The following is an 18321-nucleotide window of genomic DNA, read 5'->3' on the forward strand; positions in this document are numbered from 1 at the left end:
TTGAGGCCCGCATGCGACGCTCATAAAGTGTCTAATATGGCTAAAGTACGACCCCCAGTCCCGCGCATTGCCAGAATCGTATCCGGCGGCCAGACGGGTGTCGATCGAGCCGCCCTCGATGCGGCCCTCGCGCTGGGTGTCCCGCACGGGGGCTGGTGCCCGAAAGGGCGCCTGGCTGAGGATGGCGCGATCCCGCGGCGGTACCGCTTGCGTCAGGTGAAGTCTCCGGACCCTTCGGTTCGCACGTTGGCAAACGTCCGGGATTCGGACGCCACCCTCATCTTAGCGCGGGGTCCGCTGACTGGCGGCACGCGATATACCGCGGAGTGCGCGCGGGCGTTGCGGCGTCCGCTTCTCGTGGTGGATCCGACGGGGACTTCCGACCCCGTTCCGCGGATCCTTCGCTGGCTGGCGCGTGTGGCCCGGAACCGCCCGATAGTCCTGAATATTGCCGGCCCGCGCGCCTCGCAGGACGACCTGTACGGCCCGGCGCGACAAACAGTGGAACGGCTGTTGGCCGACTGCGCCGAGCGTCGGCGCCTGCCGCGTCAGTCCTCCGGCGCCGGCTGATCCAGGCGATGGAGACCCGCGGCTCGCACGGCGCGCACGGCCTCCAAGTATTCGCCGCGCGTGATGGGCCGTGAGAGGGACGGGTCCATGCGGGCGCAGTAGCACGGGTGATACTGCGCCATGACGTTGATATAGGTGTCGGGGGAAATTTCAGATGCAAGGAACCGCGCTATATCCGGGGTTCCGGCGAGGCCATTGGGAAGAACAAGGTGCCGGACGAGCAGTCCGCGGCGCGCCAGGCCGTCTGCGCCGATTTGGAGATCGCCGACCTGCCGATGCATTTCGCGAACGGCGGCCCGATTGACGGCCGGATAATCGGGTGGACCGGACAGGCGGCGCGCAATCTCAGGATCGGCAAATTTCATGTCAGGCAGGTAGATGTCCACGACGCCGTCAAGCAGGTGCAACGCGTCGACCGAATCATATCCCCCCGTGTTGTACACAATCGGGAGACGCAAGCCCTGATCCACCGCGATCACGAGGGCCTGGAGGATCGGCGCTATCACATGGCTTGGAGAGACAAGGTTGATGTTGCTACATCCCATCGACTGGAGTCGAAGCATGATCGCCGCGAGCTGTTCCGCGTCGACTTCCGGTCCCTCGTCCGCCTGGCTGATTTCGTGGTTCTGGCAGAACAGGCATTTCAAATTGCAGCGTGCAAAAAAAATCGTTCCGGACCCGCCCCGTCCGACGAGGGGGGCCTCTTCGCCGAAGTGCGGTCCGTAGGATGCGACGCGCGCGCGCGAACCCGTCCGGCAACGCCCTAATTGCGCACGGCGACGGTCGATGCGGCATTGCCAAGGACAAAGATCACACGCCTGGAGCCTTTCGGCGGCTTGGCGTGCACGCTGTTCCAACTCATTCGCTTCGCGGAGCGCCAAATAGGCGGGAAGATGTTCGAATCGGCTGCGCATCCAAACCGCTCCGAGCATAGAAGATAACGAGCGGCCGGCTCGCGTGCGAGAACTCATCGAACACGCAGCACCGATCGCTGAGATCAGATCACGCCCGCGCGGCGACCTCGCGCCGACGGGCGAGGGGGGTGAGCACACCCGCAAAGAGCAACTCAGCAATCACTGCCGCCCACAGCCCGGCAGCGGCTCCGGTGGTGAAACCGTAGGAATGCAGGCCCACGCCCAACAGGTTGACGCCAATCCAAGCGAACAGAACCACGATAATGCCCAGCACGCTGCCTGCGGCGAGTCCAATGGGGCCGATCATTCCCGCCCACCGCGCATGGAACAGGATCGCGCACCACAATACGATCAGCAGCGCGCCGTTCTCCTTTGGATCCCACCCCCAGAAGCGACCCCAGGACTGGTCCGCCCATACGCCGCCGAGCATGGTACCGAGGAACGAAAAGATCAGGCCGAATGCGAGCAGCCCATAAATCGCGCGCTGCGCCGCACGCTGCCGCGGGTGGGATGCCGGCCATTTCAGCGCTTGGATGAGGTAGACGTGGCCCGCAATGCCCGCTGCGAGGACTCCGGCATAACCTACGGTGATCGCTACCACATGGGTGGACAGCCAAAAATTCGAGTCGAGAACAGCGATGACCACGCCCAATGTATCGCCCTGGATTTCGAAGCGTTTTGAAACCGTCAATAGCAACAGGCCGGCTGCCGCGCCGAGGAAGCCTCCCAGTCCGTTCCTCTGGAACCACTCGACGACGAATCCGAGCAGGACGCACGCCCACGAGACGAAAAGGAAGGTGGAGTATAGATTCGTCATCGGCGGCCGGCCCATGATTTGCATGCGCCAGATTAACCCGAGCGTGTGGGGGATCATGGCGATCGCGACGGCGGCGATCGCGGCGCGTCGCCACGCCGGCGTCCCACGCCAGAGGGCGGCAAGGCTCACGAGGAAGCCGATCCCGTAGAGCATCTGGGCGCGAAGAAACGGATTCAGACGATTGTAAAGCACCTCGAGGTCTAGATAGCGCAGGCCCCGCGATTCTTGCGCCCTCGCACGGACAGAACGGGCGACGTCCTGAGCCGCCAATTTGAAATCGACTGTCCGCCCCTCGAGCCACGCCCGCGCCATATCCTGAAGACGGACAAGCTCGCGGCGAGAATCCTCATCCAGCCGGCCGAGTGCGAGATGATCCCAAGGACTGACCCACTGCTCCGTTCCGTGCGCGGAAACGGGCATCAGCGCGATGGGAAGTCCTTTGTAGTAGCGGTTCCAGTTGAACAGTGTCGAGGTCAACGTAAATAGTTCCGACTCCTCCGGCGACCACTCTTCCGGCGGAACGGCAGCGAGCCGCTGGACCTCCGCCGCGGTGGCGCCTGCACGTAAATAAATGTCGAGAAAACTGTGTGCGTTGGTTCCGTCTGGAGGCAGACCCAATCGGGCGCGGAGGGCCGGGTTGGTGACTGCGAAGTCAGGATGCGGCAATGCGAAGCGAAAACTGGCGGCCAGCGCGCCAAACGCCGAAAGGTTCTGATAGACCCGGATAAACTCGCGCTCCAGTGGCGTGCGGTCCTCCGACTTATGCTCCGCGGCCGCCCTCGCCAATTCCCCGAGCTTTTCCAGGCCAGGCCGAAGTTCCGCGTAGGAAAACCGACGTCCCCTCAAGTGGTCGAGCCCTATCGCCTCGAGAAGTTCGGAATTATTCACCAGAACGACCCGGTCGGTCTGCGCGGCGTTGGGGTCGAAGATTAGGCGGGCGAGCCATTCCACCGCCGGCATTCCCTGGTAGGTGCTTCGACCTGAAAACTGAAGCAGCCGCAGCCGGGCGTAAGTGTCCATCGGCATGATGCGGCCGCCGTCCTGTACAGGGATCCGAGAAAAGGCGTCATAGTCGGACACCTGCGCGCCTGCCGGGGCCGCCGCAAGAGCGAGCAGAACGGAGGCCGCTCCCACCACGCGGGCGAAATGAGCGATTTGGGTCATGTTACGCATGGCTCTTTCGGACCTGCTGTACCATCATCGCGACAAAATGCCAGGCCAACCCCGCCACAATGACGACGGTTGACACGTAGGGAATCAATCGGCCGACGTTATACGTGACCGCAAACGTGGACCATTGGGTGCCATCCGACTCCTCGCGGTAGGAAGCCTGGTAGAGGGTGTAACCCCGCTCGCGCAAAGGCTTGTTCATCGCAATGAGCACATTTCGTTCGACCCCTTCTGCGGAAACCGAAACGAAGCTCGAGAAGTGTCGAGCCATCTCGGTGCCCGGATGCATTTCACGGCGGAAATCGATCAGTCGCACGACGAAGGGCAAGGGCTCTCGCGCCCGACGAAGGCCGACCCGAAACGCCGTTCCGTTGCGCTCGAACGCGCGTGGGACTTCATCCTCGCCAAATAGAATGGCCCGCACCTCCGGCGCGTCATCCGGGCGAATCCTAAGGATTGCCCCCGCGATATTTTCGCCCGGTTCCCTAGCCGGTCGCGCGGGTCGAAGGGAGGTGATCCCCTGACGACTCAACGGTGGATTGGCGATAGGCGCGGTCGACTGGAAGGCGCGGGCGTTCCGATGATATTCCTCGACCTCGATCGTAAGGCCTGCCTCCTCGAAGCGGCGGACGTCGCCGGGCTTTAGCCCGTCCGCCAGATAGGCGACCACGTCGCGGGCGATGCCATCGCTCGACCAGACGGCAAGCTCCCAATGCTGGTAGGACGCGGCAGCGCTGCTGGCCTCGCCCTCCTTGAGCGTCAGTTGCGATTCGGAGGCAAACCAACGCGTCACCGCGCCGCCCAGTAGAAGCAGAAGCAGGCCGAGGTGCGTGAGCAAAAGGCCGAACGGCATCGCGCGTTGCGCAAGGAGCCTCGCGAGATAGACGACCAGATTGACCGCGAGGATGGTCAACACCAGTTGCGTGCCGGGAAAGGGGATCAGGCCCCCGATCCAGACGATCCATGAATCAAAGAAACGCGACTTCGCCTGATACAGACCGTGTTCGACCTGATAGAGCGTTCCCCAGAATGTGAGCACCATCAACACGGAAAGCCCGTAGACGGTGATTTTCGCCGAGCCGAGCCACTCCAGGGAGAGGCCGCTGCGCAGGGATAGGGAGGAGCCCTTCATGGCCTCAATGAGCGGCAGAGGGCGAGAAACGCCTCCTTCTGTTCCGCGATCAGCGCGCGAGGCGCCGTCAGTTTTACGAAAATCGTGTGCGTATCCGCAGGCAGAATCGCGGCGAGCATCGAGGGATCCGCCTCCGGCGCGACCGCCGCGAAGTCATAGACCAGGCAGGGGAACCCACCTTCCGTCTCAAATGTTTGAGGTGAGCGCGCGAAGCGGGCAAGTTCGTCGGCCGGGATCGATACATTGATCTGGCCGGCCCAGCGCGCGAGATTGCCCTCCAATCCACCAACGGGACCTGGAAATGCGGTGAGCGTGCACTCCGCGCCGTTCGCACCGACCGCAAAGGTCATCAGACGCATCGGGTGACCCGGTTTCTCTACCCATCCTTCGGGAGAGGTCCATCGGACTGCGACAGGAGCGGCAGCAACAGTCGGGGCGCCCGGCGCGTCGCGGTCCGCAGGGGATGGCGCCGCGGACTCGGTCGGTTGTGCGCGAGCCATCGCCGCCACGTCCGCGAGGCGTTCAGTGCGGGTTGGGGCTTCGACGAAGATTTCGCGATATCGCCGCGGCTGCAGGTCGTTTTCCCGAGTGCACCCGACCATGACAGTTGCCGCCACCGCGGCCAGGAATCGATTTTTCATGTCCGCGGCAAACGTACTTTCGCAGAGCCCTAAGTCAAGGGATCCGAGATCCCGCTTGCTCGGACCAGCCTCTGGAGGCTGGCAAGGGGCCCGCCGGCGAATAGCGTAAAGCGAATGTCAGGGCAGCCGAACCCCAATGCGGTATACGCGCATCGGTTGAGTGTTGGTCACCGTAAAGGGGAAACTCGAGCCATTCGGCTGGCCGGACGCGTGGAAGCCCATCGGCACCCATTGGTCGTTGAGCAAATTGGTCGACCACCAGACCTCGTAGATGCGGCTGTTTGTCGTCGGGCTAGGCACCCAGATCTGCATTTCACTGGTTCCGGCGATGGCAGGAATGACCGGGATCCAGACCGAGAGCGAATTCGTCGGCACTGTGTCGGCGATGAATTCCTCAAGGTTGCTTGCGCCGTCGCCGTCAGAGTCGGCATTGGAGACTGCGCAGGTTGCGCACCCAAAGTGCGCGGTCTCCCATGCATCGGAGAGCCCGTCGCCATCCGCATCGGAAATTCCAGGCAGCCGAATGATCGCCACCGTGGCACTCGTGCTCGACCCGCTTCCAGAGCCGGGGGAAGTAATGCGGAGGTCGTTGAGGAAGAAGTCGTAATCCGAGCCGGAGCCTGCGTTATAGTTCCATGCGCGGAAAAGGGCGGCCGTCATGTTTGCCTGGGGGACGAAATGGCCGATATTCGTGCGCGTGGAGCCGCCGAGCGGCGTGATCCGCGCGACCCAACTCGTCGGGCCGGTCAGCGTCAGTTCGATGTCGATACCGCCGGATGTCCAGCCGACGTCGGTAGAACCGCCGGAAATACTGTAGTTTTGGTCACCGCCGTTGAAATAAAACTCCCACAACAGATTGCTCTGGGCGTTCCACAGAGCGATTCCAACCCCGCCACCGTTGTTGATGAACCCGTTGTCCATTTTCACATGCAGCGTCTGGCCCGCGGAGAGCGGCACCGGCAGCGGCCGACGGACGTCGGCCACATGGCCGTTGTTGGCATAGAGACCCCAGGCGGGCGTGCCGATGTTGACCGCCGCGCTGGTGGCCATGAATTGGCCATTGCGGTTCGGATCCGATGAGCTGTTGTGGAAGGACCATGGCCCGAATCCGGAACCGCCATTGTCGCCGGCCTGCCATCCGTCTTGGTAGGCCGCATTTGCTCCGCGGTCAGCCGCGTTCGTCGTCAACGAAAAGCCGGAATTGGTGCCCGTGACGGTGATGAGGTTCGTCCCCACGGCTAGCGGGACATTCGCAATCGACCATTGCGACGCGTGCGAGAAAAGACCAGTCGCGCCATTCAGGCTGTTGCTCCAGCGGAGAAACCCTTGCAGATCCGGCCCCGCCGTACCCTGCACGGTGAACACGGTGACGTCGTAACTGACAGTCGTGGTGGCCGGAGGATTTGTGATCACCAGGCCGTTGGGGATGGTCGGCGGGTTGCAGGGATTCAGCGCGAAGTGCCAATCCTGCCCGTTGTTGTTGTCCCAGACGCCGAGGCCGTTATGGAACACCATGTTAATGTTTGTCCGGCTCGCCGGTGGCGTGACCGTGATGCGCCAGAGGTTGTTGGTGATCTTGGTCATCGCCTGGCTCTGGATGACGGTGCTCCATTGATTGTAGCCGAGGTGCAGAAACACCTGCGTCGCAGTTTGGAGTGGACCGGCATTCGGGTAATAGGAGATCGTCACCGGCTGGCACGCCGGCGCATTCGAGAAGACAACCGTCGACGGGCCGGTCGGCGCCTCACAGTCGCGAATCGAGGTAGAGTAGTTCGCCCCGTTGTTGTTGTCTGTCAGCGTGCCGGAGCTGTTCTGAAAATAGATCTGCAAAACGGGGGCGTTGTCCGGCACGGTGGCGAAGGTGTAGGTGGACGTGCCGCCGGACGTCGTCATCGTCACGGAGGTGAACGGACCGCTGTTTGAGAAGCGGCTCCAAAGGATCACCGGCGCCACATTGCTGAGCGGGCCTTCATTTGCGCGATACGTCACCGTGAGTGGTGCACAATCTCGCGGATCGGCGGAAAAGGAAACTTCGGGTGCCGCGGGAGCGCCAGCCCCATCGTCCTCGACGAACACGTGCTGGATTTCCGACCTGTGGACATTGCCGCGCCCGTCAATCGCCTCGATGTAGTAATCGAGAAGCTTGCCGCGGAAACCCGGCACGTTGGCGTCGGTGATGCGCACGAAATAGTAGTCCGCGATAATAGGGGACGGCCAGTAGGCCGGGTCAAACACGACATAATCGATCTCGCTGTTGGCGGCGCGCGCGTTGAGCGCTGAGCGGGTCTTCGGCAGTTCACGTTTCGTCATCGGAATCGTGTGCCACGAACCGACATCTGGCCCGCCGGCATAGGTTTCGTTATGGGTTGTCGCCATCGAATTGGTGCCGTCATGATCCTTGCGCACCTTGACGACGATGCTGGTGATCCCGCTCACGTCATACGCGTGCGTCCAGATATAGAACTCCGAGGTCGACATCTTCTTGAGGAAGTTCAAATTCGTCCCTGAGCCGAACCGGTTGAACCATCCAAACGTCCAGCCGCCGGGATTCCATGGAAAGCGCTGAGGCTTCAGCACGGTCGGCGGCGTCTGATCCAAATTAATGTTCGCGTCGACGAACGGCTTGACCATCTGAATCGCGTTCTTCGTCGCCAGGCCCGGTTTCACCTCGTCGTCATTCCCAAGGCCGCCATAGTAATTGAAGCCGGAATCCAGACCCTTGAGGTAAATGTGCCAACCGAGCTCGGCGACGTTTGCGCCGGTCCAGGTCCCGTCCCAGTCGTAGGGCGCCTGAATCTTCCACGCTTGGACAGAGTTGGCGCCGTAGAGCTGCTTGTGAATCTGCTCGGCGGTTTCCACCCAGTTCGCGCCGGCCATCAGCGGCGCATAGCTGAAAAACTTGAGCGAGAAGCCCGGCGTTTCGAAATCCGTGCCGGTGTTTGCAAAGCGATTCGTCGCGCCGGTTCCCAGCAGCGGCGGCTCGATCCATTTGAGGAAATAGGGTGAGCCATAATCCATTTCGGGAAAGATCCACGCGCCGTCCTCGATGTGAACGATTGGCGCTGCCGCGCCGAATTGGTTCACGAAATCCTGTGGCGTGGTCCGCTTGTAGCCCGCCGCCGCGCTGTCGTTGAAAAACTGCGGCGTCGCCTCCATCCAGGACGAGTAGCCGCCGCCCCACGCATTGTCGCCGTCCGTCGCCGGCATCACGATCACGGGCCGGGCCGAATTCGTGGCGAATGGCGAGATGAACGCGCCAATCTTGCCGATCCCCTCGTTCGCGTACCCATAGCGGTAACTCAGGACGTCATCCGACGGCACCATGATCATCGTCTTCTGCGCGCCGGTTTCCGGATTTATGTATTGCACGCGGTGGAGTTGGTAGGCATACGGCGCGACATTCCATGCCGCGTTCCCCGGGTTCGGCTCGGAATACCACCATCCTGTCGTCGGCGAAGGACCCAGAAGGTCGGCACGGTTCGGGGGACTGGAATAAATGTTCCATGTCCCCGTCGGGTTCACGACGTTGAAATATGTCGGGCACGTGCGGCTCAAGTGGTGGCTCGCCACGATCACCCACTCGTAGCCCTCGTCGACCAACACATCCACCAGGTGCCGCGAAAACGCCATCTCCGTCGGGAAAAAACCCTTCGAGTGGTCACTGAGATTTGGGTTCCCATTCCACGCCTTCCACCAAGCCTGCTTGAATATCTGGATTTCCTTGCGCAACACCGGCTTGGGCAGCAGCGGCGCCAGCGAATGGTGGTAGGTGAACCCCACCAGGTCCAGCCGCCTCGACCCCGACGGAGTCAGCCACGTCCGCGCCTCGCGATTCCCGTTCCACCAGCCACTGCTGTAGCCGAGATGGCCCCCCGCGCCCAGTTGGCGAACGTTGTCAATCAGCGACCCCGAGTAACTCAGCGCGAACCCGCCCTGGCTGCTGAACGTGGCGAGCGAATCGCGCGGCCGGTTCTGATAGGCGTTCCGGCGGTCGTCCAGGCCGAATATATCCGTGAGATTGTTTTCCGGATGTTGCTTGGTGCTCAGACCATTGAAATTCTGGGTCGGCTTCAGCACGATCGAGTCCCATGCATACTGCCCACGATTCGTCTGAGATCCGTTCCGGTTCCAGTCCGGCCAGTACAAGGGCTGATGATTGTGCCAAAAGCGGGTGACATGCACATTCGGATTGGCCGCCGCTCCGGCAACCAGACCGACAAAAATGATGATACCTGCCCATGTATACTTTGCTGCCAACCGAGAATCGATCATGTCTGCTCCGACTTAATTTGTTTAGTAAAACGCTACACCAGCTTCAGTTCTACCGTAAAGGTAATTATAAAAAATTTTTTGCCATTTCTTGACCCAAACCGAAAAATTGGCATATCCAACGCCGATCCAACATGATCTGAAACAAAACCAACCGCCGTGTAAACGCCCGCCGGGCGCGGCGAACCTCGTGAACAAGGCCGATGAATCCCTTTGAATACCAGAATGGCGAATTGCATGCGGATGAAATCCCCGTTGCGGCACTTGCCCGCGACTATGGCACTCCGCTGTTCATCTACAGCCGCTCCGCCATCCGCGAAAACTTCCGCGCCCTCCGCCGCGCCCTCGCCCCGCTCAACCCGTTGATCTGCTACGCGGTCAAGACCAACTCCAACCTCGCGGTCATTGCCACGCTCGCCCAGGAGGGAGCCGGCGCCGACATCGTCTCCGCGGGCGAACTCTTCCGTGCGCGACGAGCCGGCATACCGCCGGAAAAAATTTCCTTCGCCGGCGTCGGCAAAACCGCTGACGAAATCGATGCCGCCCTTCGCGAGGGGATCCTCCTGTTCACCGTCGAATCAGAACCGGAATTGGACCGCATCTCAGCGCGCGCCGCGCGGATGGGCGCCACCGCACGCATCGCCATCCGCGTCAATCCGGATGTCGACCCCCGCACCCACACCTACATCAGTACGGGCAAAAAAGAGAACAAATTCGGCGTCGACCTGCTTCGCGCGCGCGCCCTCTACGAGCGCGCCGCGCATTTGCCCGGCCTCGAAATAGCAGGACTTCACATGCACATCGGCTCGCAAATCCTGAGCTCCGAGCCGTTTGCCGAAGCCGCGCGAAAGGCCGCCGAACTCTGCGCCGAACTCAAGGCGCGCTATCCCACCTTTCGCCTGCTCGACATCGGCGGCGGCATTGGCATCCAGTATCGGTCCGACCAGGTCCCTCTGACCCCAGAAGCCTACGCCGCCGCCGTCGCGCCCACTCTCGCCCCGCTCGGCCTGCAAATCATGATGGAGCCGGGCCGGTTCCTCGTCGGCAACGCGGGCCTACTCGTCACCCGAGTGCAGTACGTCAAAAACGGCCCCTCCAAAAAATTCATCATCGTCGACGCCGCGATGAACGACCTGATCCGCCCTCCACTTTATCAGGCCTACCATCACATCGAAGCTGTACGCCAGGCCGGTGGAACGGTCTTCGGCGATGTCGTCGGGCCCGTTTGCGAATCGGGCGATTTCTTCGCGCTGGACCGCGAGCTGCCCGCCGTGGAGGAGGGCGATCTCCTCGCCATTCGTGGTGCTGGAGCCTACGCCTTCTCCATGTCATCCAACTACAACAGCCGCCCCCGCGCCGCCGAAGTCATGGTCGAAGGCGGCCGCGCCGAGCTTATCCGCGCTCGAGAGACGTTCGACGACCTCATTCGGGGCGAACGGATCCCCCAGTGGTAAGGTCGCTGGGCTGAGCGCCTTTCCTTTCTCCCCTTTCGCCGCGCCGCCTCCGCAGATATAGTCCGCCCATGCTTCCCGCGATCCTCCTCGTCGGTGGGCTTGGGACCCGGCTCCGCGCGCTCTACCCGGACCGCCCCAAGGCCTTGGTCCCGGTTCGCGGCCGCCCGTTTCTTGAATGGATGATCGGCTGGCTTCTCGCGCAAGGCGTCACGCGCATTCATCTGGCCGCCGGCTACCGCGCTCAGCAGATCCTCGACTGGGCCGCTTCTCGCCTGGGCGACGGCCTCTCCGTATCGTGCGAGGAAACGCCGCTCGGCACAGGCGGCGGGCTCCGTTTCGCGTTAGACCACGTCCCGGGCGATGAAATCCTCGCGCTCAACGGCGATAGCTTTCTCCCCGCCCTCGAGCTCGCCGCCTGGCTCCGCGAGCCCCTGTCACCAGACCTCGACGGCGAAATCGCGATCACCCGAATCGACGCCCCCGGCCGTTATGGAACGGTCGAATTCGATCCCGCGACCCGCCGGATCCTCGCTTTCCTCGAAAAAGCCGACCGCCCCGCCGGCTGGGTCAACGGCGGCGTCTACCGGCTCCGGCGCGCCGCCCTCGAAGCTCGCCCAGCCGGGGTTCCCTTCTCAATGGAAACCGACTTTTTTCCCACGCTGTCCGCCGCCGGCCGTCTCCGCGCGCGCCCCGTCGACCCGCCGCTGCTCGACATGGGCACACCCGACGGCCTCCAAACGCTCGAACGCTGGATGGCCGCTCACCCCGAACGGTTCCATGCTCGCTGACCCGATCTCGCCAGCCCTTGAGCGACCCGTTCGCGAGGGAAAACCATCGCGTTCGCGGCGGAGGCGCCGCGCCGAATTTCCATCGCATGGAAAATTCGCGGAAAAATTTTCCATGCCATGGAAAATCGGCCAAAAAATTTTCCATGCCATGGAAAATTCGCGGGAAAAATTTCCATGCCATGGAAATTTCGCCGAAAAAATTTCCATCGTATGGAAACATGCATGAGGAGGCTTTCCATGCTCTGTAAATTTCGCGGAGTGGACCTGAGCTCGGCTGTGGTGCGTCTGGCGTTGGCGCTGGCGGCAGCCCTGTCGGTGTCGAGCTGCGGGCCGCGCGCGGCGGCCCCGGAGCGGCCCTGGCGCGAGTTCCTGGCCGATACGACCAATGTGCTCCGGCTTGCGCTGGGCGATGCAGGAGGAACGCGACTGATTTCCACCGCCGACCCGCGCGGCGGCAATGACGATTTCAATCAATTCGCCGGGCCGGGCACCGAACCGGGATGGGTCACCATCGCCGAGCTTAGAGGGCCGGGCGTCGTGCGGCGGTTTTGGACAACGGGAGCCGACCCGGGCCACCGGTATCGTTTTTATTTCGACGGTGAGAAAACGCCGCGGATCGAGGGCGATGTGGATTCCGTGTTCGGCGGGCAGTTCCCGTTCCAGCCTCCGCTGGCGATGTACTTGAATTTGTGCTGGTTCAGCTATGTGCCGCTGACCTATCAGCGTTCGCTCCGGATCGAGACGCAGGCGCCAAATACGCATCCGTTTTGGGGACCGCGCCGCATTTTCTTTCAACTCAATGTGGAAGACCTGCCTAAAGGGACGAGGGTGGAAACCTTCCCGCGCGCGCTTTCCGAGGAGGATCGCGCTGCGTGGGCGCAGGTGGCCGCTGAGTGGAGGCGCGCAGTGGAATGGCCGGCGCCGGATGGAGAGCTCACGTGGGTCCGCGTTGACCCGGGGCAGGAGGTGGAGGTGGCCGCGCTGCAGGGTCCGGCGCTGGCGCAGGAATGGTTTCTGGACATTCGACCGGCGGAGGATAGCGGGTGGACTCAGGCCGAGCGCGAGGCGCTTCTGCAGGACGCGGTATTGCGGATTCGATACGACGGCCGCTCCGCGCCCAGCGTCGAGTCGCCGGTGGGCGACTTTTTTGGGTGCGCGTGGCGGCGTCGCGACTACGGAGCTTTGCTGATCGGCGCGGGGCCCGATGCCTTCCGCTGCGGATTTCCCCTGGCCTTTACGGGATCCGCCTCGATCAGCGTGTTCAACGGCGCGGACCGCGTGATCCGGGCCGGCTTCCGCGCCGAGCCGCAGCCGTTGCCGCCTGGCGTAAAGCCGCGATATTTCCATGCGGAGTGGCGGCGGACCGGCCCCGATGCCGGGCTGCCGCACACAATCGCGTCGTTCGCCGGGTCAGGATTGTTCGCGGGGGCGTTTCTCGGCGTGACCGGCGCGCAGGGAACGCCGCAGGACGATTCCTGGTGGCTGCTGGAGGGGGACGAGTCGATTTTTGTGGATGATGAGCCTAGACCTTCCTGGCGCGGTACCGGGCTCGAAGATTACTTCAACGGCGGATGGTACTACCGCTGCGCGGCGTTTTCTGCGTTTCACGGGATCTTCGACCGCGCGCCGTTCCGCGTCGCGCAGTACCGGCATCAGTTGGTTGATCCGGTCCGCTTTTCGACGTCGTTGCGGATGGTGATTGAGCGCGGCGACCAGAATGTCAGCCGCGCGTGGTTTCAGAGCGTGGCGTTTGCCTATCTTGACGAGCCCGCGGCCGTACAGCCGGTTCCAGCGCGGCGAGAGGACCGCCGCGCAGTCCCGAACCGGTTCGAATGGGCGAACCTGATGCTGCAGCTTACGGAATTGGAGCGGATGAACAACCTATCGCGCGCCCGCGCGCTGATCGCCGAATATTTGGAGCGGTTTCCGGACGCGCTGGACCGCGGGGTCTACGCGCTGCGCGATCTCGAGTATCGGCGCCTGATGGGCGAATCGGTGGCGGACGATGTGTTGGGCCCGTTTCTTGCGGGCGAACAGGGCGAGGAAGCGAAGCGGCAGGCCGAGCTGCTGGCCTGGTTTTACGCCGCGACGAACCGCGCGCTCGTCGGCATCAATGCCAACGCGCAGGCCCAGCTTTGGTTCAACGGGCGGCTCGTGGCGCGGACCGATCATCCGATCGCCTGGCAGGTGGCGGGGGTGGAGCTGACGGGCGACACGGCCGTGGTTTGCGTGGACGCGACGATGGTGCGCCAGGAGCCGTGGGTCCAGTTCGGGCTACGCACGCATACGGGCTTTACCGGATCTGGACTGGAAACCAAGCGTGCCCGGCGCGTGTCCGGCGCGTGGAACCAGTTGGAGGGGGATACGACGGCCTGGCAGCCGATGCTGAACCGCGACCTGCTCCGGGGCACGCCGGATGCGCCGTTTATCGGCAGTGTGCCGAACGCATTCGTGTGGTTCGGCAGCAAGACCTTCTCGGGACGCGCCGAGGATTGGGGCTATCACAAGGGCAGGGGGTATTTCCGGCAGGACATTCGGCTGCCCGTCAACGGTCTGCCCCCAATGGCGCCGCTGTTGACCGGCCTGCCGGAATGAGCGCTCTGCATTACGTCTCGCACCACGCGCGCAGCGCGGGAAACCCGCCGGCGTGGCGGATGGCGCGAAGCATCATGCGTTTTGCCGCGGGGATGTGCGCGGCGAATTCCCGCGTATCGGGCTGTGATCCGAGTTTCGCAAAGGCGCCAAGCGCCTGAGCGAGGCGTTGAATCGCGGCGTGCCAGAACAGCTCGCGCACCTGTTCCGGTTCCTGGCTGCGGCGGGCGTAGTCTTCGAGCAGCTCCCCGATGAGCGCCTCCGGTAGCTCGACGTACGGGTCGCACAGCAGAGAGGCGACGTCGTAGGCCGCGGGTCCGAACCGCATACCCTGGTAGTCGATCAGCCAAGGGGCGCCGTCGCGAATTAGGATGTTGCTGGATTGCAGGTCCCGGTGGACCAACACAGAAGATGCGCGCTGGAGGCGCCGGGCGATGCCGGCGAGTTCGCGCAGGATTTCCGCGATCCGTTCCGGCGGGAGTCTCTCCCGTTTTCGGAGCATCTCCTCGGCGAAATATTCGCGCTCCCAGCGATACAGTCGCGGCCGGAAAGCCGGCATCAGCGGAATGCCTCGCTCCCGCGCGGCGGCCGCGCCGCGCCGATGAAATCTCTCCGCAATTCGCAGTATGCGCTGGTACATCCCGGCCACCTCGGACGGCGGACGTCCGCGTTGCCAGTCCAGCAGAGAACAATCGCCGAGGTCTTCAAACACCGCGATGCAATCGGCGGGCCGATCCACGAGCACACGCGGGACGGGAATTCGGAGGGCACGCAAAAAGCGGGTGTGCCGGGCGTGATAGGTGTTTTCGATTCGGGCCGGGTCGTACTGCACGAGAATCGCTGTTTCACGGCCGCGGGCGAGGCGTGTGAATGAGCGCGCCGAGCCCCTCGGGGAGAGCGGCAGCGCCGTGACCGTCGATGGATCCCAGCCGAGGGACTGGATCGCGTGAAGCGCGGGGGGATCGAATGCGTCCGCCGCGGGCAGAGCCATGCGGGGGACGGCTACATCCACACGCGCGCGGGCGGCGACAATCGCGCCCTCGACACGGGCGCTGGGCCCCAGAATCGCGTCGGGTCCGATAATCGCGTTTCGGACGATCGCGCGCGGATGGATGCGCGCCGTGGGGTGCGCGTCCACGAAATCCGAGTCACCGTGTAGGGCGCGGGTGCAGGCGATCCATTGCTGGGGAGTGCCAATGTCCGCCCAGAATGAGCCGGGCGACTCCACCGCCGCCACCGTCCAGCCGTCGGCTTGCGCGCGCTGATAGGCGGAAATGATCGATTCGAACCGTTCATCCGCGGCGAGATAGCCCTTTGCGCGATCGAGCAGGCGGGGATTGACGAGCTGGACGCCGCAGAACGTAAAGGTGCCGGGCGAGCCTGGAGCGGTGGACGCAAAGTTCACGATCCGGCCTTCGCGGACCTCGACCGTTCGAGGGCCCAGCGCGCCGTGGACCCACGCCACGGCGATGGTGCGCGCGGGATCATATGCCGCGCAGAGTGGTGCGGGGTCGAGTTCCATCACAACATCGCCGTTGAGGACCCAGACCGGTTCGTTGCCGGCAAACCACCACTCGGCCCGGCGCAGCGCCCCGCCGGTACCAAGAATTACCGGCTCGAACGAGAGCGCGATACGCAACCCGTCCGGTTTGCGCGCGCGGACATGCTCGAAGAGGCGGTCCGCACGATGGTGGAGGTTGATGAGAACATCCCGAACGCCCCATCTCCGCAGCATGGCGAGCAGCCGCTCGAGGTTGGGCGTCTGTAGGACCGGGATGAGAGGTTTGGGGAGAGTCCGCGTCAGGGGCAGGAGCCGAGTACCAAAGCCCGCGGCCAGGATAAACGCTTTCGAAGGAAAACCGGACGGGCAAATCGACATGGGGCAGATTGCGGGCGGATCGTCCAGTTTTAGAGCTCGAAGCGCAGTCAGGATTGCAGCGACGGATCGGATGGATTGCGGATCTTTTCTTTCAGGCGACGCTTGGCCTCTTCCGGCATTGGGATCCGCAGGGCGGGATCATCGTCCTGCTCATGATGGTGAAAATGGCGGGCCGCATCCTGCATCATCATCACGTCGCGATGGAAGCGGCCGCAAATGATACAGAGGGCGACGTGCAGTTTGAGCCCGACCCTTTTCGCCCACGGCAATTCCCAATAGTGGTATCGCGCAAGCGCATCAGCAACCTGTTTGCAGCGCCACATGTTAGCGAGAGCCCTGATTTCTTCGGGTCCACTTGGCTTCGATACACGCCTTCAGTGAATTTCTTGCTCGATGCAACATAACCCAGAGATGATTCGGGGTGATTTTCAGCTCCTTACAGATGGTGTCCGTGTCCTGGTCTTCCAGCTCGCGGAGGGTGAATGCGAGGTGCTCGCGGGGCTTGAGCTTCATGAGGCATTCCTGGAATACCGCCCAAAACTCTTTCTGCTCGAAGGCGCGCCGGGGGTTGACGTGCCATTTTTCCGGTCGCAGAGTCGGGATGCCGGCCCACTGGAAAAGTTTGCTTTTTTCCAGCTCCAGCACTTCGGTTTGGTCCACGATGGTTTCCCGTACGGCGCGGCGGATGTGGTCAACCACCTTGTGTTTCAATATGCCCATCAGCCAGGCGCGCTCCGAAAGTCCCTCGCGAAAGCGCGGTGCGGATTTCATGGCGGCGAGGAAGGTTTCCTGAACGAGGTCCTCCGCGAGGCTGTGGTCGCGCACTCGGGTCAGGGCGTACCGGTAAAGGAAATCCGCGTGCTCATCCACCCATCGTTCAGGATTCAACCCGGTCGATTCAGTCATGCCGCTTTGGTAATCCATCGCGCCGTCGTTTTGCAACATCGGGGAGGTCAAGATTTGGAACGTGCGGATCCTTTGGAAGCGACACCTGGGCGCCGTACGGTCGGTTTCGCACCGGTCACGCCGCGAGAATCGAACGCCAGCGGCCCTCAAAGTCCTGGCCGAGATAACGCGCAAGCCGTTGGTTCTGGCCTTCGACGATCGCCTGCCGGAGGCGGGAGTCGCGGGCGATCCGGCCGATGAGTTCGGCGAGAACCTCGTATCGTTTTTCGCGGAGGAGGATGCCGGCCCCGTCCATGGTTTCGGGGACAGCGGCTGCGGCGTAGGCGATTACAGGGATGCCATGCGCCATCGCTTCGATGAGCGGGATGCAAAACCCCTCGTGTTCGCTGAGGCACAGGAAGACCGTCGCCGACTGGTAGTATGCGCGCAGGGCGGCGGCCGGGATAGAGCCGGCGAAGACCACGTTGCGCAACTGGAGTTCGGCGAGCCGCGCAAGCAGCAGGGCATGATACCGCTCGAGTCCGGCGAAGGAACCGGCGTGGATCAGCCGAGCGTCGGGGTCGACGTAGTTCTGGACAAAAAAATGTGCGAGTAGCAGATCCTCGATCCGTTTGTTCGGGGCGCCGCGTCCGACAAACAGTACGTTGGTCCTGCCATCCCGAAAACGGCGGAGGACGGAGGGGTCCGCGGGTCCCTCCCACTGAGCGCGGTCCAATCGCATCGGCATCACGCGGACGTCGCGGTAGCCCATCGCCTCCAGCTCGCGCGCGTTGAAGGCGCTGACTGCAAGGTTGATGTCGGCTGCATTCCGGAGGGCGCGAATCTGTTCCAGCCCGCGCTTCAGGTGCGACTCGATCTCGGGCTGGATGCCTCGAAAAAAATCCGGCGGGGTGATGTTGTGGTAAAGGATTACTTTTCGGCAGGCTAGTTGTGCGAAGGCCTCATTCGCAGGCGAGCCGATGGACAGGTGGAGGATGACTGTATCGCCGGGTTGAACAGCGGACCGGAGCTCGGCGAGGTCGCGCGCGTCGCGGCGTAACTCGGGGAGGGTGCGCCGGGTCTCGCAGAAGATGTCGGATGGCGCGCCCCAGGAACGGAACATCGCCCGCAGCACGCGCGCCTCGTTGCTGATGGCGTCGCCGTTGGCGTATCCCGCTGTAATCTGGTGGATGCCGCGCATGCGGGCGGG

The 18321-nt window shown here is 63.0% G+C and carries 13 protein-coding genes; 4 read left to right on the plus strand and 9 right to left on the minus strand.

Annotated elements, in window-relative coordinates:
* Positions 1-36: 36 nt before the first annotated feature.
* Positions 37-570, plus strand: a complete 534-nt coding sequence (locus NZ740_01480; protein ID MCS6770679.1) for a putative molybdenum carrier protein — start codon at positions 37-39, stop codon at positions 568-570.
* Here NZ740_01480 and NZ740_01485 read toward each other — a convergent pair.
* From NZ740_01485 to NZ740_01505, 5 genes are all read right to left on the minus strand, one after another.
* Positions 549-1484 (minus strand): radical SAM protein, encoded by a 936-nt coding sequence (locus NZ740_01485; protein ID MCS6770680.1) that lies wholly within the window; start codon positions 1482-1484, stop codon positions 549-551. The genes NZ740_01480 and NZ740_01485 overlap by 22 nt on opposite strands.
* An 88-nt stretch (positions 1485-1572) precedes the next feature.
* Complete coding sequence (ccsA, locus tag NZ740_01490; GenBank protein MCS6770681.1) at positions 1573-3465, minus strand: cytochrome c biogenesis protein CcsA; 1893 nt, start codon at positions 3463-3465, stop codon at positions 1573-1575.
* 1 nt (position 3466) lies between these two features.
* Positions 3467-4603 carry a cytochrome c biogenesis protein ResB gene (locus NZ740_01495; GenBank protein MCS6770682.1) on the minus strand — a complete coding sequence of 379 codons (1137 nt, stop codon included), beginning with the start codon at positions 4601-4603 and terminating at the stop codon, positions 3467-3469.
* Positions 4600-5244, minus strand: a complete 645-nt coding sequence (locus tag NZ740_01500; protein ID MCS6770683.1) for a hypothetical protein — start codon at positions 5242-5244, stop codon at positions 4600-4602. The genes NZ740_01495 and NZ740_01500 overlap by 4 nt, the downstream gene beginning before the upstream one ends.
* A gap of 117 nt (positions 5245-5361) precedes the next feature.
* Entirely contained in the window at positions 5362-9516 is a 4155-nt protein-coding gene (locus tag NZ740_01505; protein MCS6770684.1) for a carbohydrate-binding protein, read from the minus strand.
* 200 nt (positions 9517-9716) lie between these two features.
* On the opposite strand from NZ740_01505, the gene lysA reads away from it, so the two are divergent.
* The 3 genes from lysA to NZ740_01520 all read left to right on the plus strand — a co-directional run bounded on the left by lysA (position 9717) and on the right by NZ740_01520 (position 14350).
* The gene (lysA, locus tag NZ740_01510) at positions 9717-10967 is read left to right on the plus strand and encodes a diaminopimelate decarboxylase (protein MCS6770685.1); all 1251 of its coding nucleotides are present in this window, start codon (positions 9717-9719) and stop codon (positions 10965-10967) included.
* A 68-nt stretch (positions 10968-11035) separates the two neighbouring features.
* A complete protein-coding gene (locus NZ740_01515; GenBank protein MCS6770686.1) occupies positions 11036-11755 on the plus strand; it encodes a sugar phosphate nucleotidyltransferase in 720 nt (239 codons plus the stop codon).
* Between the two features lie 237 nt (positions 11756-11992).
* A complete protein-coding gene (locus NZ740_01520; protein ID MCS6770687.1) occupies positions 11993-14350 on the plus strand; it encodes a DUF2961 domain-containing protein in 2358 nt (785 codons plus the stop codon).
* 10 nt (positions 14351-14360) lie between these two features.
* Here the strand turns inward: NZ740_01520 and NZ740_01525 are convergent, their stop codons facing one another.
* The 4 genes from NZ740_01525 to NZ740_01540 all read right to left on the minus strand — a co-directional run bounded on the left by NZ740_01525 (position 14361) and on the right by NZ740_01540 (position 18312).
* On the minus strand, positions 14361-16226 hold the full coding sequence (locus NZ740_01525; protein ID MCS6770688.1) for a sugar phosphate nucleotidyltransferase: 1866 nt from the start codon (positions 16224-16226) through the stop codon (positions 14361-14363).
* Between the two features lie 47 nt (positions 16227-16273).
* Positions 16274-16549, minus strand: a complete 276-nt coding sequence (locus tag NZ740_01530) for a hypothetical protein (protein ID MCS6770689.1) — start codon at positions 16547-16549, stop codon at positions 16274-16276.
* Position 16550: 1 nt separating this feature from the next.
* A complete protein-coding gene (locus NZ740_01535) occupies positions 16551-17132 on the minus strand; it encodes a sigma-70 family RNA polymerase sigma factor (protein ID MCS6770690.1) in 582 nt (193 codons plus the stop codon).
* Between the two features lie 115 nt (positions 17133-17247).
* On the minus strand, positions 17248-18312 hold the full coding sequence (locus tag NZ740_01540) for a glycosyltransferase family 4 protein (protein MCS6770691.1): 1065 nt from the start codon (positions 18310-18312) through the stop codon (positions 17248-17250).
* Positions 18313-18321 lie beyond the last annotated feature (9 nt).

The sequence above is a fragment of the Kiritimatiellia bacterium genome, assembly GCA_025054615.1.
Taxonomy (GTDB): Bacteria; Verrucomicrobiota; Kiritimatiellia; order CAIVKH01; family CAIVKH01; genus JANWZO01.